At 61.1% G+C, this 24,012-nt stretch carries 26 protein-coding genes; 25 read left to right on the top strand and 1 reads right to left on the bottom strand.

Going from position 1 to position 24,012, the window contains the following annotated elements:
• Window positions 1–123 precede the first annotated feature (123 nt).
• The 9 genes from H7C18_RS31500 to H7C18_RS31540 all read left to right on the top strand — a co-directional run bounded on the left by H7C18_RS31500 (window position 124) and on the right by H7C18_RS31540 (window position 7,632).
• Entirely contained in the window at window positions 124–1,374 is a 1,251-nt protein-coding gene (locus tag H7C18_RS31500) for a hypothetical protein (RefSeq protein WP_185133101.1), read from the top strand.
• Between the two features lie 161 nt (window positions 1,375–1,535).
• Window positions 1,536–1,712 (top strand): IDEAL domain-containing protein, encoded by a 177-nt coding sequence (locus H7C18_RS31505; protein WP_185133102.1) that lies wholly within the window; start codon window positions 1,536–1,538, stop codon window positions 1,710–1,712.
• Between the two features lie 309 nt (window positions 1,713–2,021).
• Window positions 2,022–2,984 (top strand): alpha/beta fold hydrolase, encoded by a 963-nt coding sequence (locus tag H7C18_RS31510; protein ID WP_185133103.1) that lies wholly within the window; start codon window positions 2,022–2,024, stop codon window positions 2,982–2,984.
• Between the two features lie 97 nt (window positions 2,985–3,081).
• Window positions 3,082–3,513: a DUF2487 family protein gene (locus H7C18_RS31515; RefSeq protein ID WP_185133104.1), complete on the top strand. Its 432-nt coding sequence runs from the start codon at window positions 3,082–3,084 to the stop codon at window positions 3,511–3,513.
• A 237-nt stretch (window positions 3,514–3,750) separates the two neighbouring features.
• A complete protein-coding gene (locus H7C18_RS31520) occupies window positions 3,751–4,284 on the top strand; it encodes a QcrA and Rieske domain-containing protein (protein WP_185133105.1) in 534 nt (177 codons plus the stop codon).
• Window positions 4,285–4,301: 17 nt separating this feature from the next.
• On the top strand, window positions 4,302–4,973 hold the full coding sequence (qcrB, locus tag H7C18_RS31525; RefSeq protein WP_185133106.1) for a menaquinol-cytochrome c reductase cytochrome b subunit: 672 nt from the start codon (window positions 4,302–4,304) through the stop codon (window positions 4,971–4,973).
• A 21-nt stretch (window positions 4,974–4,994) separates the two neighbouring features.
• Window positions 4,995–5,885, top strand: a complete 891-nt coding sequence (locus H7C18_RS31530) for a menaquinol-cytochrome c reductase cytochrome b/c subunit (RefSeq protein ID WP_185133107.1) — start codon at window positions 4,995–4,997, stop codon at window positions 5,883–5,885.
• A 165-nt stretch (window positions 5,886–6,050) separates the two neighbouring features.
• Window positions 6,051–6,719, top strand: coding sequence for a DUF1405 domain-containing protein (locus tag H7C18_RS31535; RefSeq protein ID WP_185133108.1), 669 nt, complete (start codon window positions 6,051–6,053; stop codon window positions 6,717–6,719).
• A gap of 52 nt (window positions 6,720–6,771) precedes the next feature.
• Window positions 6,772–7,632 (top strand): sporulation protein YpjB, encoded by an 861-nt coding sequence (locus H7C18_RS31540; protein ID WP_185133109.1) that lies wholly within the window; start codon window positions 6,772–6,774, stop codon window positions 7,630–7,632.
• 2 nt (window positions 7,633–7,634) lie between these two features.
• Here H7C18_RS31540 and H7C18_RS31545 read toward each other — a convergent pair whose 3' ends face one another.
• Window positions 7,635–8,504 (bottom strand): YitT family protein, encoded by an 870-nt coding sequence (locus H7C18_RS31545; RefSeq protein WP_185133110.1) that lies wholly within the window; start codon window positions 8,502–8,504, stop codon window positions 7,635–7,637.
• 116 nt (window positions 8,505–8,620) lie between these two features.
• Between H7C18_RS31545 and H7C18_RS31550 the strand changes: the two genes are divergently transcribed.
• From H7C18_RS31550 to H7C18_RS31625, 16 genes are all read left to right on the top strand, one after another.
• The gene (locus tag H7C18_RS31550) at window positions 8,621–8,989 is read left to right on the top strand and encodes a nucleotide pyrophosphohydrolase (protein ID WP_185133111.1); all 369 of its coding nucleotides are present in this window, start codon (window positions 8,621–8,623) and stop codon (window positions 8,987–8,989) included.
• 46 nt (window positions 8,990–9,035) lie between these two features.
• Window positions 9,036–9,584: a tetratricopeptide repeat protein gene (locus H7C18_RS31555; protein WP_185133112.1), complete on the top strand. Its 549-nt coding sequence runs from the start codon at window positions 9,036–9,038 to the stop codon at window positions 9,582–9,584.
• 7 nt (window positions 9,585–9,591) lie between these two features.
• Window positions 9,592–10,395, top strand: coding sequence for a 4-hydroxy-tetrahydrodipicolinate reductase (dapB, locus tag H7C18_RS31560; RefSeq protein WP_185133113.1), 804 nt, complete (start codon window positions 9,592–9,594; stop codon window positions 10,393–10,395).
• Window positions 10,396–10,425: 30 nt separating this feature from the next.
• The gene (gene mgsA, locus H7C18_RS31565; RefSeq protein WP_185133114.1) at window positions 10,426–10,848 is read left to right on the top strand and encodes a methylglyoxal synthase; all 423 of its coding nucleotides are present in this window, start codon (window positions 10,426–10,428) and stop codon (window positions 10,846–10,848) included.
• The gene (gene bshB1, locus H7C18_RS31570; RefSeq protein WP_185133115.1) at window positions 10,845–11,555 is read left to right on the top strand and encodes a bacillithiol biosynthesis deacetylase BshB1; all 711 of its coding nucleotides are present in this window, start codon (window positions 10,845–10,847) and stop codon (window positions 11,553–11,555) included. Before mgsA ends, bshB1 begins: the two co-directional genes overlap by 4 nt.
• A 74-nt stretch (window positions 11,556–11,629) precedes the next feature.
• The gene (gene bshA, locus H7C18_RS31575; protein WP_185133116.1) at window positions 11,630–12,793 is read left to right on the top strand and encodes an N-acetyl-alpha-D-glucosaminyl L-malate synthase BshA; all 1,164 of its coding nucleotides are present in this window, start codon (window positions 11,630–11,632) and stop codon (window positions 12,791–12,793) included.
• A 46-nt stretch (window positions 12,794–12,839) separates the two neighbouring features.
• Entirely contained in the window at window positions 12,840–14,147 is a 1,308-nt protein-coding gene (locus H7C18_RS31580; protein ID WP_238358098.1) for a CCA tRNA nucleotidyltransferase, read from the top strand.
• Between the two features lie 46 nt (window positions 14,148–14,193).
• Entirely contained in the window at window positions 14,194–15,165 is a 972-nt protein-coding gene (locus H7C18_RS31585; RefSeq protein WP_185133117.1) for a biotin--[acetyl-CoA-carboxylase] ligase, read from the top strand.
• A 324-nt stretch (window positions 15,166–15,489) separates the two neighbouring features.
• Window positions 15,490–16,353 (top strand): 3-methyl-2-oxobutanoate hydroxymethyltransferase, encoded by an 864-nt coding sequence (gene panB / locus H7C18_RS31590; protein ID WP_185133118.1) that lies wholly within the window; start codon window positions 15,490–15,492, stop codon window positions 16,351–16,353.
• Window positions 16,350–17,252 (top strand): pantoate--beta-alanine ligase, encoded by a 903-nt coding sequence (gene panC / locus H7C18_RS31595; protein WP_185133119.1) that lies wholly within the window; start codon window positions 16,350–16,352, stop codon window positions 17,250–17,252. Before panB ends, panC begins: the two co-directional genes overlap by 4 nt.
• A 16-nt stretch (window positions 17,253–17,268) precedes the next feature.
• Complete coding sequence (panD, locus tag H7C18_RS31600) at window positions 17,269–17,652, top strand: aspartate 1-decarboxylase (RefSeq protein ID WP_185133120.1); 384 nt, start codon at window positions 17,269–17,271, stop codon at window positions 17,650–17,652.
• A 67-nt stretch (window positions 17,653–17,719) separates the two neighbouring features.
• Window positions 17,720–18,370 carry a tetratricopeptide repeat protein gene (locus tag H7C18_RS31605; protein WP_185133121.1) on the top strand — a complete coding sequence of 217 codons (651 nt, stop codon included), beginning with the start codon at window positions 17,720–17,722 and terminating at the stop codon, window positions 18,368–18,370.
• Window positions 18,371–18,431: 61 nt separating this feature from the next.
• A complete protein-coding gene (gene dinG, locus H7C18_RS31610; protein WP_185133122.1) occupies window positions 18,432–21,344 on the top strand; it encodes an ATP-dependent DNA helicase DinG in 2,913 nt (970 codons plus the stop codon).
• Window positions 21,341–22,000 (top strand): redox-sensing transcriptional repressor Rex, encoded by a 660-nt coding sequence (locus H7C18_RS31615; protein WP_185133123.1) that lies wholly within the window; start codon window positions 21,341–21,343, stop codon window positions 21,998–22,000. Before dinG ends, H7C18_RS31615 begins: the two co-directional genes overlap by 4 nt.
• Window positions 21,997–23,304, top strand: a complete 1,308-nt coding sequence (locus H7C18_RS31620) for an amidohydrolase (RefSeq protein ID WP_185133124.1) — start codon at window positions 21,997–21,999, stop codon at window positions 23,302–23,304. Before H7C18_RS31615 ends, H7C18_RS31620 begins: the two co-directional genes overlap by 4 nt.
• On the top strand, window positions 23,301–23,831 hold the full coding sequence (locus tag H7C18_RS31625) for a cell wall elongation regulator TseB-like domain-containing protein (RefSeq protein WP_185133125.1): 531 nt from the start codon (window positions 23,301–23,303) through the stop codon (window positions 23,829–23,831). Before H7C18_RS31620 ends, H7C18_RS31625 begins: the two co-directional genes overlap by 4 nt.
• The last annotated feature ends 181 nt before the right edge of the window (window positions 23,832–24,012 follow it).

A 24,012-nucleotide genomic window follows, 5' to 3' on the forward strand; every position in this document is an offset into this window, starting at 1 on the left:
TGTATTAGCTGGTTTTTTTGTCTTTGCGCTTTTACGGTCGCCGGCCGTCGCCGGTCCGACGTTTAAACCGCGGCAAACCGGCCGATACTGGGGATAAAATGTCCGGAAACGGGGAATGCCGGTATGAATCTGGCCGATATGCTCTGCTACGCCGATATCGATCAACTGACCCGAATCGCCGACACCTATCGCTGCGAGTGCAGCAGCCACTCCAAGAACGAGCTGATCCAGACCATTTTGATGACGGTGCAGCGGCGCGACGTGCTCGAGTCCAGGGTCGACGACATGAGCGAGAACGATTTGCGCTTTCTGAATTCGCTGCTCTTCGAGAGAAGGGCGGCCTACAGTCTCGAAGAGCTTACCGCCCGGGCGCAAACGGCTGCGCCCGAAGGGGAAGAGGCGAAAGGGACGGAGGCGCGGACGGAACCGGATAAGCCGAAGGGCCGCAAACGGGCGGCCCGCAAACAGCCTGAGCCGCCGCCGCAGCCGGAAAGCTCCGCCCGCAGCGCCATAGCCAGGTTCAAACGATTCGGCTGGCTGTTCAACGGTTTCTCGCACCAAACACGATTCCTCTACCATGTGCCGGAAGACGTGAAACGAAGGCTGTGCGACGCATTGGACCAGCGCTACCGAATGTTGCTCGATATCCGGGAGGAACCGCCGGTTTACCGGGACGAGAGGGGACTCGCGGCATCGGATCTGAAGGAATTTCTTCGGTTCGTGCAGCGGAACGACGTACCGCTCACGACCGAACAGGCCATGTACAAACGGCAGATTCAGCAAGTGCTCGAGCTGATGTCGGTCTCGGAGCAGCTTCCGGGCAAAAGCGGCTGGCGCTTCGGCTATGGCCGCCGTTTCCGAGATTATCCGGACCGGTTCTCCCTCCTTTACGATTACGGCTGCTACGCCGGATGGATCGCGGAGCTTCCGGAACGGCTGGAGCTGACGGAGGAAGGAGCGAAGAGGGCGGCAGGCGAACGGCCGGTCGATCCGCTGGATCTGTACCGTTTCTGGCTCCGGCTTTACAAAGGCCCGGTTCCGAATCTGATCTCGCTCGTTCACTGGATATCCCGGCTTGCCGGAGAGTGGACGACGGTGTCATCGCTTGGGCAAATCTTGCTTCCGCTGATTCGTCCCTTCTATTATGATACGCCGGAAGACGTGCTGCGAAGCCGGGTGCTCGCGATGATGATGCATCTCGGCCTGCTCTCGTGGGGAGAGACGGCGGAAGGGGAGGCGGTCGTACGGATGACGCCGCAAGGAAGGCAGATGGTTACCGGAAGCGAAGTCGGCTTCGAAGATCGCCTTCCGTGGGCCGACGCGATGGCCGGAGAGCCTTCCGCGGTCTTCGGCGGTTTTCCGCCCGGCTCTTAAGGGCGGCAAAACGCCGACAGATATACCGCTGCTTGAGGAATTCGCTGTTTGGGCAAGGGTACATTGATCGGCATGGGGGGTTAAACGTCCCGAACGGGGCCGACATCGTTGAATATGCTTGTAGAGTGAACCCTTTACGCCGGAATTTGGAGGTGCAACCGATGGACATGAAAGTCGCCTATGAGACGTTGCTGGGGCTGGCGGCGGAAATGGTTCTTGACGAGGCGCTGCGCAAACACCGGACGGAAAAAATATACGAGGCGATCGACGTGGCGCTGGCCGAGGGAGACGCGGACACCTTCCGCCGATTGACCGACGAGCTGAAGACGATCCAGTAGCTGCGGCGGGAAGGCACGGCCGTCAAGGCGGGAAGCGGCAACGCTTCCGCCTTGACGGCTCTTTTTACTGTTTAGGAAATGATGCGAATAAATTTCTGTGGATTACAGGGGGCTCCCCCAAAAGTAATCGGAATTAACTTCAGAGCCTCGCTTCACTTTTGGGGGATTTGTTCTGGCATCTTCCGGGCGGCACCCGAAGGGAATTGCTCGCCAAAAGTCGCGAAAGGGCTTTCGCGGCCGTCCTTTTTGCAGTAGGATGATAGTGAACTCCTACTTAACTAAAGGCGAGAGGGAAAGGAAGGATTGGCCGTGCCGTTGGTGGACATGCCGCTTGAGAAATTGAAAGCTTATCAGGGAATCAGCCCGAAGCCGGACGACTTCGACGCTTACTGGGACCGGGCGATCGCCGAGATGAAGGCGGTTGACCCGCAGATCGAGATGAAGCCGGCCGATTTTCAGGTGCCGTTCGCGGAATGCTACGATTTGACCTTTACGGGCGTGAGGGGAGCGAGAATCTACGCCAAGTACGTCAAACCCAAAAACGTGGCCGAACCGCATCCTGCCGTCGTGCAGTTCCACGGTTATTCGGGTCATTCGGGCGATTGGACGTCGAAGCTCGGCTATGCCGCGCTCGGGTTTTCGGTTTTGGCGATGGACGTCCGCGGACAAGGAGGCAAGTCGGAAGATACCGGCGGCGTTAAGGGCAACACGCTGCGGGGACATATCATTCGCGGCGCGGACGACCATCCCGACAACCTGCTGTTCCGCCATATTTTCCTCGACACTGCGCAGCTGGCCGGCATCGCGATGGAGCTTCCGGAAGTCGATCCGAGCCGGGTCGCCGCGATCGGCGGGTCCCAAGGCGGAGCGCTGACGCTCGCCTGTGCCGCATTGGAGCCGCGCGTCTCCAGGCTCGTGCCTGTCTATCCGTTCCTGAGCGATTACCGCAGAGTATGGGAGATGGACCTGGCCAAGGACGCTTACGAGGAACTTCGCATCTATTTTCGCTTGTTCGATCCGATGCACGAACGGGAAGAGGCGTTTTTCCGCACGCTCGGCTATATCGACGTTCAATTCCTGGCGCCGCGCATCCGGGGGGACGTGCTCATGGGCACCGGCTTGATGGATACGGTCACGCCTCCGTCCACGCAGTTTGCGGCGTACAACAAAATTACGTCCCCCAAGAAGCTGGCCGTTTACCCGGACTACGGGCATGAAGGGCTGCCCGGAATGGACGAGAAGACGATGACATTCCTGAAGGAACTGCTTTAGAATACCGGAAAAACGCGCGTCGACGCCAGGATCCGAAGCGGTTTGTTTGGCGCCGGCTCTCCCGGAACGGGTTCCGGAACCTGAAAGGAAGCTATGGATGAAGTTTAGCGAATTCAATAAGGAAGAAGAATGGGCGGATTTGGCCCCTTATCTTGATACATGCCTGCTCCCCGTCACCGGCCTGACGGGCGAAGAGACGCCTCCGGAAGCGGCGGACAAAGCGGCGGAGGCAGGGAAGTGGCTCCAACCGCTCGAGCTTGCATTCCGGGGCCGGACCGTCACTCTGCCGGCCTATCACTACGCCGACGTCTCGGACGAAGGAGAGAGGGAACGGCTCGTCCGCTATTGCGAGCGTGTCAAGCGATCCGCCTACCGTTATCTGATCGTGGTGACCGGCGAGGCAGGATGGACGGCGCAAACGATACCCCCTGCCGACCTGATTGCCGGGCCGGCGGAAGCGGGCGAAGAACCCGATCCGGAAGCGCTGAAACGGGCGGTCGCCGCCTTGTGGAAAGGGATTCGGGATTAGAGGCGGGGCATGCATAAGATGAGAGGATCGGAGCAAACAATAAGCGGGCAACCGCCACAGGTGAATTGTGACAAATTGATAACATTTTGGCCGGTCGATTTCCGTCGGCCCCCCAAACGGGACTGGCAATTCTTGACGCCCCCATAAGCCTGGGCTATTATTATTTATGTCTTTGTGAACAAAAAGTGAAGAAGTCCGTAAAGGACGCGATATTGGTGGGCAAAGGGGGTTGAACATATGAACCACAACGAGCAGCATGAAACCGCGCACAAGCCTGTCAAGCGCAAAGAGATGACGAGACGGCAATTTTTGTCCTATACGCTGGGCGGCGCGACGGCCTTCATGTCGATGGGAGCCGTTCTGCCGATGCTGCGATTCGCCGTCGATCCGCTTCTCGAGAAGAAGCAAACCGGCGCGTTCGTCAAGGTAATCGAAGAGGGCAAAGTGACCTCGGAGCCTCAGCAGGTGGATTTCAAGGTGCACCAGGTCGACGGCTGGTACGAGAGCGACCCGAAGATGCAAGCTTATATCGCCAAGGGCGACGACGGCAAGGTCTTCGCCTTGTCTCCGATTTGCAAGCATCTGGGCTGCACGATCAGCTGGAGCGGACCGGAGGCGCCGAACTTGTATCACTGCCCGTGCCACGGCGCGAGATATACGAAGGACGGCAAAAATCTGAAGGTGGCGCCGAAGCCGCTGGATGAATACGAAGTGAAGGTCGACAACGGTTGGGTTTACCTCGGACCGCTTGAACCGAACACACGGGTATAAGGAGGGCGTTTCGTCCCATGTTTAAAGGCATGTACAATTGGATCGACGAACGTCTGGACGTTACGCCGATGTGGAGAGATATCGCGGACCACGAGGTGCCCGAGCACGTCAACCCGGCGCATCACTTCTCCGCTTTCGTCTACTGTTTCGGCGGCCTGACGTTTTTCATTACCGTCATCCAGATCCTCTCGGGGATGTTCCTGACGATGTATTACGTGCCCGACATCATCAACGCCTATTACAGCGTTGACTATCTCCAGCACCAGGTAGCGTTCGGCGTCATCGTGCGCGGCATGCACCATTGGGGCGCGAGTCTCGTTATCGTGATGATGTTCTTACATACGCTGCGCGTTTTCTTCACCGGCTCCTACAAGGCGCCGCGCGAGATGAACTGGGTCGTCGGGATGCTCATTTTCTTCGTTATGCTGGGGCTCGGATTTACGGGCTACCTGCTTCCGTGGGACAACAAGGCGTACTTCGCCACGAAGGTCGGCTTGGAGATCGCCGGTTCCGTTCCTTGGATCGGCGGATACATCAAGGAGTTGCTGAACGGAGGATCCATCGTCGGCGCGCAGACGCTTACACGCTTCTTCGCGATCCACGTGTTCTTCCTGCCCGGCGTGCTGCTGACGCTGCTTGCCGCGCACTTCTTCATGATTCGAAAACAGGGCATTTCCGGGCCGCTGTAAGAGAGAGGGGAGTGGCAAGTTTTGGCACACGGACACGGACACAATCCGAATGAGAAAGTCGTCTACGTCGGCGACTCCCGCATTCGCAAACCAAGCAGCGTCAAGCCTGCGCCTCCGGACTATACCTCCTTCCCGGGTAAGTCGGAAGCGTTTATCCCGAACTTCCTGCTGAAAGAATGGATGGCGGGCGTCGTCATGCTGGTCGGCTTTCTCGTCCTGACGATCGCCGAGCCGGCACCGCTCGGATATCCGGCGGATCCGCTCAACTCGTCTTTCATTCCGATGCCGGACTGGTACTTCCTGTTTATTTACCAACTGCTGAAGTACCCGTACACGTCCGACCAGTACATCGTGCTGGGGACGGTGTTGATTCCGGGGATCGCGTTCGGCGCATTGCTGCTCGCACCGTTCCTCGATACCGGCAAGGAGCGCCGCTTCTACAGACGGCCGATCGCGTCTTCGCTGATGTTTCTGTCGCTGATCGCGGCCTGCTACTTGACCTGGGTATCCTGGAATACGTACCAAGGCGAGCTCGAGAAGAACGGCGTCGTGCCGGAACAGATCGAGCGCGCGGAGAAATCGAAGGAATCGATCGAGCAAGGCAAGGGACGGTACATCTATGGGCGCGAGAAGGAAGTCGCGCTCGTCAAGGCGGACGATCCGGCGTTCTCGATCATGCAGAAAGCGCAATGTATCGCGTGCCACGGCACCGAGCTCGAAGGCGGAGCCGGACCGTCTCTGCGCGGCATCGGCGATACGCTGCAGAAGGACCAGATCGTCGATACGATCACGAACGGCCGCAACAACGGCGCGATGCCTTCCTTCAAGGATAAGCTGACATCGGCGGAGATCGACCAAGTCGCCACCTGGCTGTCCGAGCAGAAGGCGGATGCCGCCGGATCCTCGGAATAACCGATACGAAGAAGAGACCTGACCGCTTGCGGCCAGGTCTCTTTCGCCAAACGGAACGCCTGGTCGGCTTGGATGGGCAATTGTCCTCTTAAGGAATCGGCATCGAAGCGTCGCTGCAATCTCGGGGGTTTGTTCACTTATTAAGGAAATGAGGGATTGGACCATATGGATTGGAAGTACTTCGGATCGAGATCGTTCCTGCTGCACCCGATGACGCTAGCCTTGCTTCTTCTGTTCTACGTGCCGGGAACCGTCTACGGTTATATCTGGTATGAAGGTCAGTTGATCGATACGTGGCAGGATCATCCCCACTGGCAGATTCCGTTCGTACCCGACAGTCCGACCGCTTCGCTGTTCTTTACGCTGGCGATCGTTTGGCGCTGGATTCAGCCGGATAAGCCCCGCTCGGCTTGGGCGGCCGGCATTCGGGGCGTCTTGGAGGCGCTGGCCGTCGTTACTTCCATTAAATACGGCATCTGGGCGGGCGCGATCATTTTCATAGGGGCGGCCCAAGGCGACGTTCTCGTCTGGCAGCATTGGATGCTCGTCGTTTCCCATGGCGCGATGGCCATCTGCGCGCTGCTATACGCTCGCTTCTTCTATTTCGGCCCGATGGCTCTGGCCATCGGAGCGGCGTGGACGTTCCTCAACGATTCCATCGATTACGGCTTCGGGGTTTACCCGTACTTGCCGTCCGAGCTCGACGACAATGTGGCCGGCATCGCCTGGTTCACGTTCTCGCTGACGGCCTGCAGCGTGCTGGCCGCCGCGATCGCGCGCCGTTACCCGGTTTCCTCTCGGGCAGCCCGACGATTGATGCCGAAGCCGGACTGATCGGTTCTAAGCTCCCCTTGTCCCACATATTTTGGTGGGGGAGGGGATGTCCATGTCAGTTTCCGAGGGAAAAAGATTTCGGCCTGGACGGATGGGCGGAGCCGTTCTGGCGATCGTGCTGGCGGCGTTGTTCATTTGTGCCGCGACGGCCCGGGCGGCGGCGCCGGCCGCCGGATCCGGCGATGCCGTGAGCGCATTCCGTTCGGCGGCCGATTCGTTATATGACGCATTGACGAAAGGGAACCGGCTGGAAGCAAGCCGGCAGCTGACGGCGGCCGAGAAGGCGTTCCGAGCGCTGCCGATGACGGCGATTCCGACGGCGGAAGGCGTCGAGGCGCTCGCGGGGAGCGTCACGGAAATGAAGCGGGCGTTGGCGTCGCTTCAGCCGGATGATGAGCGGCTGCAGCGGGCGGCCGGCGCGCTGAGACTCGCCGCGGATGTACTGACTCGGCCCGAGGAGCCGTTGTGGCTGCAGTATAAGCCGCTGCTGCTGGAGGATGCCGACAAACTGGACGCCGCCCTGGCGGACAAAGGCAAGGACGGGGCGCCGGGCGGACAAGCACTTGCGGCGCTGGAGCGGATTCAGACGCGGTATGCGCTCATTCGGACGGCCGTGCTGATGACCAGGGAAGAGCCGTCCGCCGTCGTACGGACGGATTCGGTGCTTCGTTACGCGGAGCGGGTGCTCAAGGCCGACCGGCCGGATTCTTCGCTGCTCGGAGGCTTGGCCGAGCCGGTTCGGGAGGCGCTGGCGGGACTGTTCCCGGATAGCGGCGAGCCGCAGACGGCCGTGCCGGCATTGATGCCGCCGACGTGGGGGTTCGCCGCGACGGTCGGATCCTTCATCGTCACGATCCTGTCCTGGGCCGGCTGGCGGCGATACCGTTACGATCGGGCGCACCCGAAGAGATAAGCTCACTCCTCTTTGAACCCTTCTCCAAGCACGTCATGCACGTCGTTGATGACAATAAAAGCCTGTCTGTCGTGCCGACGGACCAGGCTTTTTAATTTGCGGATTTCGTAGCGGCTGACGACGCAGTAAAGCATCATCCGGTTTTCGCCCGAGAAGCCGCCGACGGCGTGCAGCAGCGTCACGCCGCGGTCCAGCTCGCGGGTAATCGCGGCGGAGAGCTCTTCGGGCGAGCGGCAGATGATCGAGAATGCCTTGGCGGCGTAGGCGCCCTCCTGAATGAAGTCGATGACGCGCGAAGAGATGAAGACGCTGACGATCGTATACAGCACTTTCTCTTTCGGGATGAAAAGCAGAGACAGGCCGAGCACGACGACATCCATCGTCAGGATGATCTGGCCGATGCTCCAGCCTCGATGACGATTGACGATGCGGGCGATGATATCGACGCCGCCGGTCGTGCCGCCGGAACGGAAGACGAGCCCAAGTCCGGTGCCGAGCGTTACGCCGGCGTACAGCACGACGAGAATGAAATCCTGCTCCGTCGTAAACGGCCGAATCCAGCCGTGCGAGATCACCCGCTCCCACGCCCATAGAAAAACCGACAGCAGCACCGTTCCGGTGATCGTATACATCATCGACTCCTTGCCAAGCTGGCGCCATCCGACGATGAACAAAGGGATGTTGATCGCCAGCGTCGTCGCGGCCGTCGGCAGATCGGCGGCATATTGAAGGAGAACGGCAATTCCGGTGGCGCCGCCTTCCATCAGCCGGTTGGGGAGAATGAAGTATTCGATGCCGAAGGCGTAAACGGCCGTACCGAGAGCGAGCACCAGCCCCGTCCGGATCGCTTCCTGCGCTTTGTTGCCGTTCATTTTCCCACGCTCCTCGTCGCAATTTTGCATTTGTCTTTACGGGCATCTTAGGCTAACATAGGGTTGATACCGCAGGCGCGGTCCCGCGCCGCCTCTTTATGGAAAGGAAGCTGTGAATGGCAGAATCGAAGATCGCGGGCAAGCCGCTCGAAGAGCGAACGCTCGCTGACATTCAACGAGAGGTCGATGCTTATATTTCCCAATTCAAGGAAGGTTATTTCTCGCCGCTGGCACTGCTTGCCCGTCTGACGGAAGAAGCGGGAGAGCTGGCCCGGGAAGTCAACCACCGCTACGGGGAAAAACCGAAAAAACCGGACGAAGCCGACAATTCGGTCGAGATGGAGCTGGGAGACGTGCTGTTCATCGCCGTCTGCTTCGCGAATTCGCTCGGCATCGACCTGACCGAAGCGTTCGGCCGAGTGATGCATAAGTTCAACACGCGCGACGCCGGCCGGTGGACGAAGAAAAACACCGACCCTGCCTGACTTACATATGCTGTACCATCCGGAACGGAAGGGAGGATGGTCGGTATTGGAAGGGGAAAGCTGCGTTCAAGCCGCATACGAAGCGCTTCTGCAAGGAGATTTCGAAGCCGCGGCGATCTGGTTTGTGCGCGCGGTCGAGGCTGAGCCCGACAATCCTTCCTATTATTTTCGGGGCTCGGTCACCTTGGCGAGGAGCGGCAAGCTGGGTCAGGCGCTTCGGTACGCGAAGCGGGCCGTCGAGCTGGCGCCGGAGGAGACGTCGTACGCGCTTCAGCTCCGCCTGCTTCAGGCGCGCGAGAAGATCGCCGAAGCCGAACGGCTGCTGGCGCTGACGCCGCCCAAGCCGGAGCCCGCCATCGAGCTGCTGGCGGAAGCATTCCGCCTCGATCCGCTGGCGGCGAAGGCCAAGCTTCTGCTCGGCATCGCGCACCGGATGTCCGGCGACGAGCGCAGGGCGAGGGAAGCTCTGCGGGAAGCGCTGGCGCTCAATCCGCAATATGAAGAAGCGAACAAGCTTCTTCGGGAATGGCAAGCCGAACAGCGCTGGCTGTTCGAATGGAAACGCGATCCAACGAATCGAACAAGGGACAGGTGAATGCAGGATGTCGCAGAAAATCTCCGTAGCCGTAGCCGGAGCCACCGGCCGCATGGGCCGGGAAGTCGTGAAAATGGTGCTGGAGGATCCCGAGTTGGCCTTGGCGGCCGCAGTGGCCCGGTCGGCCGAGCCGGCGGACGCCGGGTCGCTTGTGGGCAAGCCGAATACCGGCGTGATTCTATCCGCCGATCTGGAAGAGGCGCTTGCGCGGACGAAGCCCGATGTGCTCGTCGATTTCACGAGCCCGAAGGCGGCCATGCCGAATTCGGAGCTATCGATCCGCTTGGGCGTCCGTCCGGTTGTCGGCACGACGGGGTTTACGCCCGAACAGATCGTCGAATTGGACAAGCAGTGCAAGGAAAAGGGAATCGGCGGCCTGATCGCGCCGAACTTCTCGATCGGCGCCATCCTGATGATGAAATTCGCCGCGACGGCGGCAAAATATATGCCCCACGTAGAGATCATCGAGTATCACGGCGACCAGAAGCTGGACGCGCCGTCCGGCACCTCGATTAAAACGGCGGAATGGATCGCCGAGACGCGCCGGGAGCTGAGGCAGGGCAACCCGGACGAAGAAGAAGTGATCGAAGGGGCGCGGGGCGGTTATTACAACGGATTCCGCATACATAGCGTTCGGCTGCCGGGCGTTTTCGCCCAGCAGGAAGTCGTCTTCGGCGGCCATGGCCAGACGCTGAAAATCCGGCACGATTCCTATGAACGGGCCGGCTACATGCCGGGCGTCAACACCGCGATCAAGAAGGTGATGGCGGCGACGGGAATGGTGTACGGATTCGAGCATTTTCTCGACTAAAGATCGCAGTCACAAGGGAGAGATGACGCCATGATGAAGATCGCGCTTATCGCGCACGACAGAAAAAAAGAAGAGATCGTCAACTTCGCCGTCGCCTATGAACACGTCCTGAAGCCGTATCAGCTATACGCGACGGGGACGACCGGGGCCCGAATCATGGAGAGCACGTCGCTGTCCGTTCACCGGTTCATGTCCGGCCCGCTCGGCGGCGACCAGCAGATCGGCGCGCTCGTCGCCCAGAACGAGCTGGACCTCCTGATCTTCCTGCGCGACCCGCTGATGGCGCAGCCGCATGAGCCGGACATTATCGCCCTGCTGCGCCTCTGCGACGTTCAGGGGATTCCGGTCGCGACGAACGTCGCCACGGCCGAACTGCTTGTCAAATGTCTGGAGCGGGGCGACTTCGCCTGGCGCGAGCTGGTCCACAAGTACAAGCCGGGGATCGAGGAATGAGCGCGCAAGATAAGTTCGATCTCGACCTGCTCGTCTTCGCGGCTCACCCCGACGATGCCGAGATCGGCATGGGCGGCACGATGGCCAAGGCGGTACGAGCCGGGCAGCGGGTCGGCTTGATCGATCTGACGTTCGCCGAGATGTCGTCGAACGGCGACGTCGAGACGCGGCAGCGCGAAGCGCAGGCGGCGACCGGCATTCTCGGCCTGACGGTCCGCGAGAACCTTGGGCTGCCCGACCGCGGCCTGGCCGCCGTTCCGGATCAATCGGACAAGCTGGTGTCGGCCATTCGCCGCTACCGGCCCCGTGTCGTGTTCGCGCCGTATTTCGTCGACCGGCATCCCGATCACGTCCAATGCAGCCGGATGGCCGAAGAGGCTTTTTTTAACGCGAAGCTGCGGAAATACAAGCCGGACGAGCCGGCCTGGACGGCCGAACAGCTTGTTTTCTACTTTATCAACGACGTTCACCCGCCGCAGATCGTCGTCGATGTGACGGACGTTCACGAGAGGAAAATGGACGCGCTTCGGGCGTACCGTTCCCAATTCGAGCCTGCCGGGGATCTGACGGATTGGGTCCAGACGCCGTTGACGCAAGGATATCTGGACAATGTCGCCGCCAGGGACCGGCTGTTCGGCGCTCCGCGCAAGTTCGCTTTCGCCGAAGGGTTCGTGCCCAAGGGGGCTTTCGCGGTTGAACGATTTTAATAGCCGAAGCTTGCGGGTTTCGAACGGAAGGAAGCAAGCTTTTGGGGAATAAGATAGAGAAGGGAGGAGTGCGAATGAACCGACCGCTTAAAATCGGGATCACCTGCTATCCGTCGCTGGGAGGCTCCGGCGTCGTGGCGACGGAACTCGGCAAGCTGCTGGCGGAGAAAGGGCACGAGATTCATTTTATTACCCACAGCATGCCGTTTCGGTTGGGGAAGTTTCATCGCAACGTTTATTATCACGAAGTCGAAGTTTCGGACTATTACGTCTTCCGGTATCCGCCGTACGATCTGTCGCTTGCAAGCAAAATGCACCAGGTCGCCGAGCTGCAGCAGCTCGATCTGCTGCACGTGCACTACGCGGTTCCGCATGCGATCTGCGCCTATCTCGCCAAGCAGATGTCGGGCGACCGGCTGAAAGTGGTGACGACGCTGCACGGCACGGACATCACCGTCCTGGCGCAAGACGAATCGCTGAAGGATATCATTCGGCTCGGCATCCGATCCAGCGACGCGGTAACGGCCGTCAGCGCGGATCTCATCCGCGAGACGTGCGACCTCCTCGATATTCGGGAGCCGATTCATCTGACTTACAATTTCGTCGACAAGCGCGTGTATTATCCGCGGGACTGCTCCGATCTCCGGGGCGACTTTGCGGAACCGCGCGAGAAAGTGCTCATGCATATCTCGAACTTCCGGCCGGTCAAGCGCACATGCGACGTTGTCGAGATATTCGCCAAAGTGAACGCCAAGGTGCCGAGCAAGCTGCTGCTCGTCGGAGAAGGGCCGGACCTGCCGAAGATTCAAGCCAAGATCAACGCGATGGGACTCAGCCACCGGGTTCATTATTTAGGCAAGCAGGACGATGTGGCGCAGGTGATCTCGCTGGCCGACCTGATGCTGCTGCCGTCGGAGAAGGAGAGCTTCGGCCTCGTCGCGCTGGAGGCGATGGCATGCGGCGTGCCGACGATCGGCTCGCTGGCCGGCGGCATTCCCGAACTCGTCGTGAACGGGAGCACGGGCTTCCTGTCGCCGATCGGGGACACGGACAGCATGGCGGCGAGCGCGGTGCGGCTTCTTACGGACGATGCGCTGTACGCGAACTTCCGCGAGGCTTGTCTGATCCGGGCGCGCACGGAGTTTTGCAATGACCGCATCACCGCCCAGTACGAGAAAATCTATTACGATGTCCTGGGAATCGAGCAGGAAGTTCCCGTTCCGCTGTGCGAAGCTTGATTGCGAGAGTTCCGGGAGCGTTTAAGAACCGAAGAAGGTGAAGCGGATGACGGAGCTTGACGGAGAGGCGTTGTGGCGAAAAGGAATGAAACTGATCGCCTCGATAGAAGAGGCCGGGTTCGCGGCGTACCTGGTCGGCGGCTGCGTGCGGGACCGGCTGCTCGGGCGGGCGCTCCGCGACATCGACATCGCCACGTCCGCCTTTCCGGAGCAAGTGACGGCCATCTTCGGCAAAGTCGTCCCGACCGGCTTGAAGCACGGAACGGTGACCGTCCTGGAGGACGGATGCCCGTTCGAAGTGACGACGTTCCGCCGGGAAACGGCATACAGCGACGGAAGGCATCCGGACGAAGTCGCTTTCGTCCCCGATCTCCGTACCGATCTGTCGAGAAGGGATTTCACGTTTAACGCCATGGCCGTCGGCAGCGACGGATGCCTGGTCGATCCCTTCGAGGGCGAGGCGGATTTGCGCCGGCGCGTCGTCCGCTGCGTGGGAGACGCCCGGGAGCGGTTCGGCGAGGACGCGCTGCGCATGCTTCGGGCGATCCGTTTCGCGGCGGAGCTGCGCTTCGAGCTGGACGAAGAGCTGCGCAGCGGTCTGCGGGCGCAGCGCGAGCGCCTCGCGCTGGTCGCCATGGAGCGGATCGGCGCGGAATTGGACAAGATGGCGGGCGGGGCCGATCCGGGCCGCGCCTTCGCTTTGCTTGCCGACAGCGGCTTGACGCGGCATGCGAAGGAAACTGTCGCGGCGGCGCTGCCCGGACGGGCAGAGCTTCCGCCGGACGCACGCTGGAGCGAGCTGGACGACGAGAATGCGCGCTGGGCCGTTCTGCTGCTGGCGGCGGGAATGGATGCGGCAGGTGCAGGGGAGCTTGCGCGGAGTCTGCGTTTTAACGGCAAGCGGGCGGCGAGGCTTGCAGCCGCGCTTCGGGTGGATGGCGATCTGCGGGAAGCCGGATTCTGGGAAGCGACGGACGAGGCCGGGCGGCGGCGAATCTGGATTCGGACGGCGCTCGCCTGCGGGACCGAGGCGGCCGGCTTGTGGCTGCAGGCGATGCGAGCCGCGCCCTCGCTTGCGGCTCGCCGTGCGGCCGGCGGCTGCGCCTATTGGCAGCCGGAGCGGCTGGCGGCCTGGCTGCGCGAGATGCCGGCGGCCTCCGTCTCCGGGCTCGCGGTCCGCGGAGACGAGCTCGTTCGCTTGACCGGACGCAAGCCCGGTCCGTGGGTGGCGGCGGCCTTGGCGTCGCTTCTCGAGCGCGTCGCGCTTGGAGAGCTTCCGAACGAAGCGGGTCCGCTGCTGCAAGCGGCCTCTTCCTTTACGGGCGAACGGGAAGGCGAAGCAGGCAGAATCTAAACAGAGAAGAGGCCGGACCGATCCGCGCCTCGGAAGCAGGTGACTCATGGAATCGCAAGCGTTGTTGTCGTTGTTGGAGGAGCGGAGCGGCGAATTCGTGTCCGGCGAGGAGATCAGCCGGAAGTTCGGCGTCAGCCGGACGGCGATCTGGAAGCATATTCGCAAGCTGGAGGCGGAAGGTTACAAGATCGAAGCGGCAACGCGGAACGGCTATCGGCTGATCGGCCGTCCGTCTCGCTTGTCCGTATCCGAACTGCTGGGCAAGCTGCAGACACGGTCGTTCGGCCGAAAGCTACAGGTGTTGGACGCGGTGCCGTCTACGCAGGATATCGCGCGGCAATTGGCTGAAGAGGGAGCGCCGGAAGGCACGCTCGTCATTGCCGAGCAGCAGACGCAGGGACGGGGCCGGATGGGGCGCGCTTGGGTATCGCCGGCCGGCAAAGGCGTCTGGATGAGCCTGCTGCTTCGTCCCCGCGTGCCGCTGCCGCAGGCTCCGCAGCTGACGCTGCTGGCCGCCGTGGCGCTGAGCCGCGGCATCGGCAAAGAGGCGCCGCTTCCGATCGGCATCAAGTGGCCGAACGACTTGCTGGTGGACGGGCGCAAAATCAGCGGCATCCTGCTGGAATCGGCAGCCGAGGACGAACGGCTGAAGTACGTCGTCGTCGGCATGGGCATCTCCGTCAATCTCGAAGCCGAAGATTTCCCGCCCGAGGTGCTGGAGAAGGCGATCTCGCTGCGAATGGCGTCCGGCAAGCCGCTCGACAGAGCCGAGGTGATCGCTTCGGTGCTGGAAGAGTTCGAGTCTCTGTACGAGCTGTACGGAGAACAAGGCTTCGAGCCGATCCGCGCCCTTTGGGAGGCCAGGTCGGTGACGCTCGGCCGGTCCGTCACGCTCTCGACGCCGCAGGGAACGGTAGAAGGAACGGCCGAAGAATTGGACGGGCTCGGCGGCCTTCGCGTCCGTCAAGCGGACGGAACGCTGCGGACGGTTTACACGGGCGAACTCGGCGGGCGTTGATGAGGGAATAAGAGAGCCGGCGGATCGTCGTGAAAGGCGATGGACGCCGCTGCCAATCGGTGCTATAATGGAGCACGCAAGGCGGTATCGATTCGTCGAATTGCACTTGCGAAGGCTCCTTTTTTTTTTCTTTTACGACGATTGCAAGATCTTAAGACCACAACCGAATACCGTGATGATTCGCGGCGGATTCTGCTCTGAGCCGAAGGGACCGAGACAGAAGGACGTGAAGCGCTCCTGCTGAATGGAAACCTTTTTTTGCTCATGGGCAAAAAGCAAGGTTTTTTCTGTTTTTATCCGCCATTCCGAAGGAGGCGCCAACCGATGAAACAACCGATGACTTTGCCTCGTTTAAAGACGCTTAAGGCGCAAGGCACGCCGATCGCCATGCTGACGGCTTACGATTTCCCGACGGCGCAGCTGGCGGAAGAAGCCGGTGTCGACATTATTCTTGTCGGCGATTCCCTTGGCAATGTCGTCCTTGGATACGATACGACCGTCCCGGTTACGCTGGACGATATGATCCACCACACCCGGGCGGTCGTCCGGGGGGCTCCGGGCACGATGGTGGTGACCGACATGCCGTTCGCCACTTATCGGCTCGGACCGGAAGCGACGCTGCGCAATGCGGCGCGCATCATGCAGGAAGGCGGCGCCCACGCCGTCAAGCTGGAGGGCGGCGCCGAGCTGGCCGAGGAAGTGAAGCGGCTGACGTCCGCCGGCATTCCCGTGCTCGCCCATCTCGGGCTGACGCCGCAGTCGGTGCTTCAGATCGGCGGCTACAAGGTGCAAGGGAAGCAAGAGAAGGAAGCGGAGAAGCTTCTGGAAGACGCCAAAGCGCTGGAGCAAGCCGGAGCCTTCGGCGTCGTGCTCGAATTGGTGACCGAACCGGTCGCCGCGGCCGTAACCCGTTCCGTGCAAATTCCGACGATCGGGATCGGGGCCGGAAGAGGCTGCGACGGGCAAGTGCTCGTGTTTCACGATCTGATCCAATACGGCTCGGGCATCCGGGCGAAGCGGTTCGTCAAAACGTACGCGGATATCGGAGCGACCATCCGGACCGCGATCTCGGAATATGTGGAAGATGTGAAAAAACGGAGCTTTCCGGAGGAGCGGCACGCCTTCGCGGCCGACGAAGGGAAAGCGCCCGAAGCGACCGAACGCTTATATGGAGGCGAAGCCAAATGACCGCTTTGACCCGTACCGGGCCCCGGATCGTCCGCACGATCGCGGACGTCCGCGCCGCCGTGAACGAATACCGCGCGGCGGCGGGCGCCGGAGCGACCGTCGGACTGGTGCCGACGATGGGCTATCTGCATGAAGGCCACGCCAGCTTGATGCGCCGATCCGCCTCCGAGAACGGCTTGACCGTGCTCAGCGTGTTCGTCAACCCGCTGCAATTCGGTCCGAACGAGGACTTTGACCGTTATCCCCGCGACGAAGAACGGGATCGGGCCGTCGCCGCCGAGGCGGGCGCCGATGTGCTGTTCATGCCTTCGGTCGGCGAGATGTATCCGCGCAAGCCGCTGACCTCGGTGCTCGTCAGCGAGGTCACCTCAAGGCTGTGCGGCGCGAGCCGCCCCGGTCACTTCGACGGCGTCGGAACGGTCGTGTCGAAGCTGTTCAACATCGTCGGACCGGACCGCGCTTATTTCGGAATGAAGGACGCCCAGCAGGTTGCCGTCGTGACGCGCATGGCGGAAGACCTGAACGTACCGGTCGAGATCGTTCCCTGTCCGATCGTCCGCGACCCGGACGGGCTGGCGATGAGCTCCCGCAACGTTTATCTGACCGCCGAAGAGCGCGAGCAGGCGCTCGTGCTGTCCCGGACGCTTGCGCAAGTGCCCGGATGGTTGGCCGACGACGCGGGTCTAACGTCCGACTTGCTGAAGCAGCGTATGGAACAGCTCGTCCGCCGAATGCCGCTCGCCGATATCGAATACGCCGAAGTGCTGACGTATCCCGACTTGCTGCCTCCGGGCGAAGCTCCGCTGCGGGAGGCCGCCGCCAAGGAACGGCTGCTTGTCGCGCTGGCCGTCCGCTTCGGGCGAACTCGTCTGATCGACAATATTTTGCTGACTCCCTAAAGAAGAGGTGGTTCCCATGCTGCGCCAAATGATGAAGTCCAAATTGCACCGGGCGACGGTGACGGAAGCGAATTTGCAATATGTCGGAAGCGTCACGATCGACCGGGATTTGATGGACGCGGTCGATCTGCTGCCCGACGAGAAAGTCCAGATCGTGAACAACAACAACGGCGAACGGTTCGAGACATACGTCATTCCCGGTCCGCGCGGATCCGGCGTCATTTGCCTGAACGGCGCGGCGGCGCGTCTCGTCCAGCCGGGCGACATCGTCATTATTATCGGTTACGGCTACGTCACCGATGAGGAAGCGCGGCGCCACGTTCCGAAGGTGGCGATTCTGGACGACCGGAACCGCGTGTCCCGATTGCTGGCGGAAGAGCCGCATTCGACCGTCCTGTAAGGCGTATGAAACCCCCTCCGGCAACGCAGAATGACCATACAGCCGAAAGCGCCAAGGGGGAAACTTCATGATCGATCAATGGTTCGGTGCTTTGAACGACACGCTTGACGATCTTCTCCGCCGTTACCCGACTGCCTCCACCAAAGAAAAAGACGAACTGGAACAACAATGGAACGTGTTAAAAACGATCAGTGATGATATTATTGAAGCATGGCTTCAATTCGAAGACAAAATGGCGCTGTACCGGAACCTCAAGCAGGAGAACGTTCCGAGCTTCAAGGCGCTGGCGGGCGAGGATTTCATGGGTCCTTATTTGAAGGGCCAAGGTTATTTCAAGCTGCATATGTTCGCGGAGGGCGCCGATTGCTTCGAGCGGACGCTCTCCCTGGAACCCGAATTGAACGTGGCTCGGCTGCTGCTCGCCATGTGCCGCATGCATCTCCAGCAATTCGCCGAAGCGCAGCGCCATTTCCAATTGATCGCCGAATGGACGGACGAGCCGAAGCTGAAGGCGATCGCCTTCAACGCGCTCGGCTGCGTGCAGGCGGTATTCGCCAACTTGAAGCAAGCCCAGCTTTATTTTCAGAAAGCGGTGGAAGCCGACCCGGATTTCGAAGATCCGCGCCGGAATTTGGAATCCTGCCGCAACCGCGGTTCGAGCGGCCGGCTCCAGCTTCAATTCGGCAGCGCGGAGCTGTCCGCGATGATGCTGGCCTAAAGCCGAACCGAATCGAAAGCCCGAACGCTTGTTTTCGGGTCGCCAGGAAAGGACGTCAGGCATGAAATTCGCCGTGCTCGATCTGGAGACGACGGGAACGTCGTCCGAACAAGACGAAATCATTCAAGCCGGCCTTGCTTTGATCGACGAGACGGGAGCCGTCACCGACGTGTTCGCGTCTTTCGTCAAGCCGGAGAAGCCGATTCCCGAATGGATCACTCAGCTGACCGGCATCGCCGGCGAGGACGTGGAAGGGGCTCCCGGTCTGGAGGAAATGCTGGCCGGCCTCGTGCCTCGTCTTCAGGATGCGGTGCTGGTCGCTCACAACGTCGGGTTCGATGCCGCTTTTTTGCAGGCCGCCCTGGACCGGTGCGGCTATTTGCCTTTTACGGGCCGAATGCTCGATACGGTGGAGCTGGCGCGTCTCCTGTATCCTTCGATGCCCTCCTATCAGCTTTCTTCGCTGACCCACAGCCTCGGCATCGAGCATGAAAGAGCTCACCGCGCCGACAGCGACGCGCTGGCAACCGCCGAACTGTTCGCCCGCTGCATGGACCGGCTTAGACGTCTTCCGATGCTCACGCTGCAGCGGCTGGCGTACCTGTTCGATCCCGAGCGCAACGATCTGGGCTGGCTCGTTGCCGATACGCTGGCGCAAAGGGAGATGCTCTCGCTACCCGACGAAGAAGAATACCAATATTACCGTCAGTTCGCTTTGAAAGTAACGGACTGGACGGAAGAATCGCCCGACGCGGAGCCGGCGGCGGAGACGGACGGCGAACCCGAACGCGGATTATCGGAGACAGCCTTTCCCGACTTCGTCGGCTCCGTCCGCGAACGGCTGCAGGAACTGCTGCCTTCCTTCGAACCGAGACCGGGACAGGAGATCATGTACGGCGAAGTGCTGGAAGCGCTGAGCGGCGACTCCCACCTGCTCGTCGAGGCGGGAACCGGAACCGGCAAGTCGCTCGGTTATTTGCTTCCCTCCCTCTATTATGGTTTGAAGGAATCGAAAAAAATCGTCGTCAGCACCCATACGATCCAACTGCAGGAGCAGCTTCGCCAGCGGGATTTGCCGCTGCTTCAGCAGGTGATGCAGGTGCCTTTCAAGGCGGCGGTGTTTAAAGGCAGAAGCAATTATTTATGCTTGCGCAAGTTCGAGAGCCAGCTTCAAATGCCCGAGATCGCGCTGAGCCGCGAAGAAGCCGTCACGAGAGGGCAAATGACGGTCTGGCTTTCCGAGACGGAACGCGGGGAAGCGGAGGAGCTCAATCTGGGCAGCCGTTCCCGCGACGAATGGAACGCGGTGGCGAGCGATGCGGATTCCTGCCTGAACCGGCAATGTCCGTGGTTCCGCAAGTGCTTCTACCATCGCGCCCGCCAGGATGCGAACAAAGCGGACTTGATCATCACGAACCATGCCATGGTATTCACCGACATGCGGGCCGAGAACCGGCTGCTGCCTTCCTACGACCGCCTGATCGTGGACGAGGCCCATCATCTCGAAGAGATCGCCAGCCAGCATCTGGGGCAGCGAACCGGGTACTCCTCGCTGATGGGTGCGCTGGTTCGACTCTGGAAAGACGCCCGCACCGGGCAGCTTCCGCGCCTGATGAGCGCATTGGAGAGCTCCGGCGAATCCCAAGCGGCGGCATGGATCGAGAAGCTGGAGGCGGCATCCTCCAAGGTCCACGAGATGCGCGAAGCATGGGATCGCTGGATGGACGGTCTGTTCGCCTTGCTGGCGTCGGAGTCGGCGGCCGACGAGAGCGGCAGCTTGACGCTGCGGCTGAAGCCCGAGCAGCTGCCCGCCGGTTGGGAACCGCTGCAGGTGGACGGCCACAACGCGATTCAACTGCTTAGCGATCTGATTCGTCCGCTCGACAAGCTGCTGCCGGAGATAAGGGAGACGACCGACGAGCTGTCGCTTCAGGCGCTGATTACCGACCTGAACGGCAGCCTGAAGGATCTGACGACGACCCGCTCCGAGCTGCAATCGTTCGTGACGCTCGGCAATCCGGACTTCGTGTATTGGCTCGAAGGCCATACGCAATACCGCAGCCGGTCGGTGTGGATGTTCGGCGTTCCCGCCGACGTCAGCAAGCTGCTCAAGGAAGGCATGTTCGACCGGAAGTCGAGCGTGGTGCTGACTTCGGCCACGCTTACCGTGGACAAGACGTTTCAATACGTCAAGGAACAGCTGGGACTGGACGCCGCCGAAGCGGAAGGGAAGCTGCGAACGGCTCAGCTGCCGTCGCCGTTCAACTATCGCGAGCAGGCGCTGGTGCTCATTCCGCGCGATTTTCCGGGAATCCGGGGCCGGGACGGCGAAGCTCTGTTCGTTCAGGAGCTGACCAAATCACTGGCGAACGTGGCCAAGGAGACGGGCGGCCGAATGCTCGTGCTGTTCACGTCCTACCGAATGCTGAAGCAGGTTTACGCCCCGCTGAAGGAACAGCTGACGACGGAAGGAATCGACGTGATGGGGCAAGGGGTGGACGGCGGAAGCCGCAGCAGGCTGACGCGGCAGTTCATGGAGCGGCCCGCCTCGGTGCTTCTCGGCACGAGCAGCTTCTGGGAAGGGGTCGACCTGCCGGGCGACGCGCTGACTTGCCTGGCCATCGTTCGACTGCCGTTTCAGCCGCCGAACCATCCGGTCGTGGAAGCCAAATCGGAACGGCTGCAGGCGGAGAGAAAAAATCCGTTCATGAAGCTGTCGCTGCCGCAGGCCATCATCCGCTTCAAGCAAGGCTTCGGTCGCCTGGTGCGGACGGCGAGCGACCGCGGAATCGTGATCGTCTACGACACGAGAGTGCTGGAGACGAGCTACGGCAAGCACTTCCTGTATTCGCTGCCGGGACCGAAGATGGAGCATCTGCCGAACGCGCGGCTGGTCGATCGAGTAAGGGAATGGCTTCCCGGCCCCGCCGTGGAGGCCGGACCGATTGCGGAACAAGGGGGGCGGGACGGATGACGAAGCAGCTGAAAATATCGGAGGCGGTCGTGCGCCGGCTTCCGATCTACTTGCGGTATTTGAACGAATTGAGCTTAAGCGAAGTCCAGACCGTATCTTCCCAGGACCTCGGGGAGAAGCTGGACCTCAATCCGGCCCAGATTCGCAAGGATCTTGCTTACTTCGGCGATTTCGGCCGCAAGGGAGTGGGCTACAACGTAAGCTATCTGATCGAGAAAATCCGCCAGATCCTGAAGCTGGACCGGCCGCTGCATGTGGCGCTCGTCGGAACCGGCAACCTGGGCCGCGCGCTTTGCAACTATAATACTTATCTGAAAGACAATATGAAAATCATCGCCGTATTCGACGCGGATCCGTCCAAGGTCGGCCTCGTCATCAACCACCTGACCGTTCAGCCGACTTCCGAGCTGAAGCGGACGGTCGCCGAACGCGATATTTCCGTCGGCATTATCACGGTGCCGGCCGCCGAGGCGCAGAACGTGGCGGACCAATTCATCGGGGCCGGCATCCGGGGCATTCTCAACTTCGCTCCGACGGTGCTTCGCGCGCCGGGGCACGTGCGAATCCATCAGACCGATTTTACGGCCGATTTGTTAAGCTTGGCTTATTATTTGAACAGCGAAGACGAGGAAATGGCGAGGGGAACGGACGGATGAAAAACAGATGGTTGATCGAGAACGGAACGTTCATTACGATGGATCCGCAGCAGCCGGTCGTGGAAGGTTGGCTGGCCGTCGAAAACGACCGGATTGCCGGGCTGGGTACAGGCCAAGCGCCGGATGAGGAGCGGAAGCTCGGGGCAGAACTCGTGGACGGCCGGGGCAAATTGTACCTTCCCGGGCTGATCAATACGCACGGCCATGCGGCGATGTCGCTGCTGCGCGGATTGGCGGACGATCTGAGGCTTCAGGACTGGCTCGAAAATCATATGTGGCCGATGGAAGCGAAATTTACGGGCGATGACGTCTACTGGGGCACGTCGATTGCCGCCGCCGAGATGATCTTGAGCGGGACCACCACCTTTCTCGACATGTACGACCACATGGACCGCGTGGCGGAAGTCGTGGAACAATCCGGCCTGAGAGCGGTGCTGACGCGCGGCGTCATCGGCCTTTGCCCGCCCGACGTGCAGACGGCCAAGCTGAACGATGCGATAGGCTTCGCCAAAAGCTGGCACGGACAGGCCGGCGGCCGCATCCGGGTGATGATGTCTCCCCATGCGCCTTATACGTGTCCGCCCGACTACATCGAACGGATCGTGGCCGCCGCCCGGGAGCTCGGCTTGCCGCTTCATACGCACATGTCCGAGACGGCGGCGGAAGTAGCCCAGAACGTCAAGGACTACGGCGTTCGTCCGGTGGAGCATCTGGACCGTCTCGGCTTGTTCTCCGGCCCCTCGCTCGTTGCCCACGCCGTGCATTTGACCGACGAGGAGATTGCCCTGCTCGCCGAGCGCGGCGTCGCCGTGTCGCATAATCCCGTCAGCAATTTGAAGCTGGCGAGCGGCGTAGCCCGGGTTCCGGAGCTGCTGAAGGCGGGGGTTACCGTCTCGCTCGGCACCGACAGCGCGGCCAGCAACAACAATCTCGACCTGTTCGAGGAGATCCGGCTGGCGGCGCTCCTCCACAAAGGCGTTACGGGAGATCCGACCGCGGTCCCCGCGCCCGAGGCGCTCCGAATGGGAACCGTCTACGGCGCCAAGTCGCTCGGTCTGGAAGGCGAGACGGGCGTCCTTCAGCCGGGTCTCAAAGCGGACCTGATCTCGGTGCGGACGAACAAGCCGCATTTCGTTCCGGCAACCGATTACGTCTCTCATCTCGTTTATGCGGCTTCCGGCGCCGACGTGGCCGACGTCTGGGTGGACGGCAAGCAGCTTCTGCGCGAGCGGCAGCTGCTCACGCTTGACGCCGAACGCATCCGCTTCGAAGCCCAGCGGGCGTTCGACAGGCTGCGGGCATGAGTCTCAGCCGCAGCGAGAACCGGCGCCGGTCGTCCGGAGTCCCGGTCGGGCGATGGATCATCGTCGGCGTTCTGTTCGTGGTGCTCGTCTGCATCTCGTTCGTGCTTTACATCCGATCGGCCGAAGCCGATTACCGGGCGGAAGCGAACCAGGCCATCCGGACGGCCAAGCAGGAAGCCGGTCTGAAGAAGACGGACGAAGCCATCAAGCACGTATGGGACGATACCGTCTGGGTCGTCACCGGCAAAGATGCCGACGGAAACGACATTTTCGTCTGGGAGCTGCCGGACGGTACCGTCACGAAGGAGAAAGCCGCGGACGGGCTCGCCAAGAGCCAAGCCGTCTCTCGCTTCCGCGAGGAGAACGGCAACCTGCAGATCGTCCGCATCATCCCCGGCTGGTTCCAGGGACAGCCGGTGTGGGAGATCCGGTACGAGAGCGATCCGTCGACGGATCGCGAGACGATCGTCTTTTATTCGTTCAAGGACGGCGCCAAGCTCAAAACCTACGATCTTCCGGGCAAATAACGTTATCGCGAACGGCTCCGCCTTTTCTCGACGAGAGGAAAAGGCGGAGCCGTTTCGTGTTGTTCAAGCGCGTCTCGGCCAGCCCGATGATCCGTCCGATGGTCGGACTGCCAACCATTAGATGACGATTTATCTATCAAAATATGATATACTCTCTTTTGTAACCATTTGATATACGAAT

Source organism: Cohnella zeiphila, assembly GCF_014212055.1.
GTDB classification, from domain to species: Bacteria; Bacillota; Bacilli; order Paenibacillales; family Paenibacillaceae; genus Cohnella; species Cohnella zeiphila.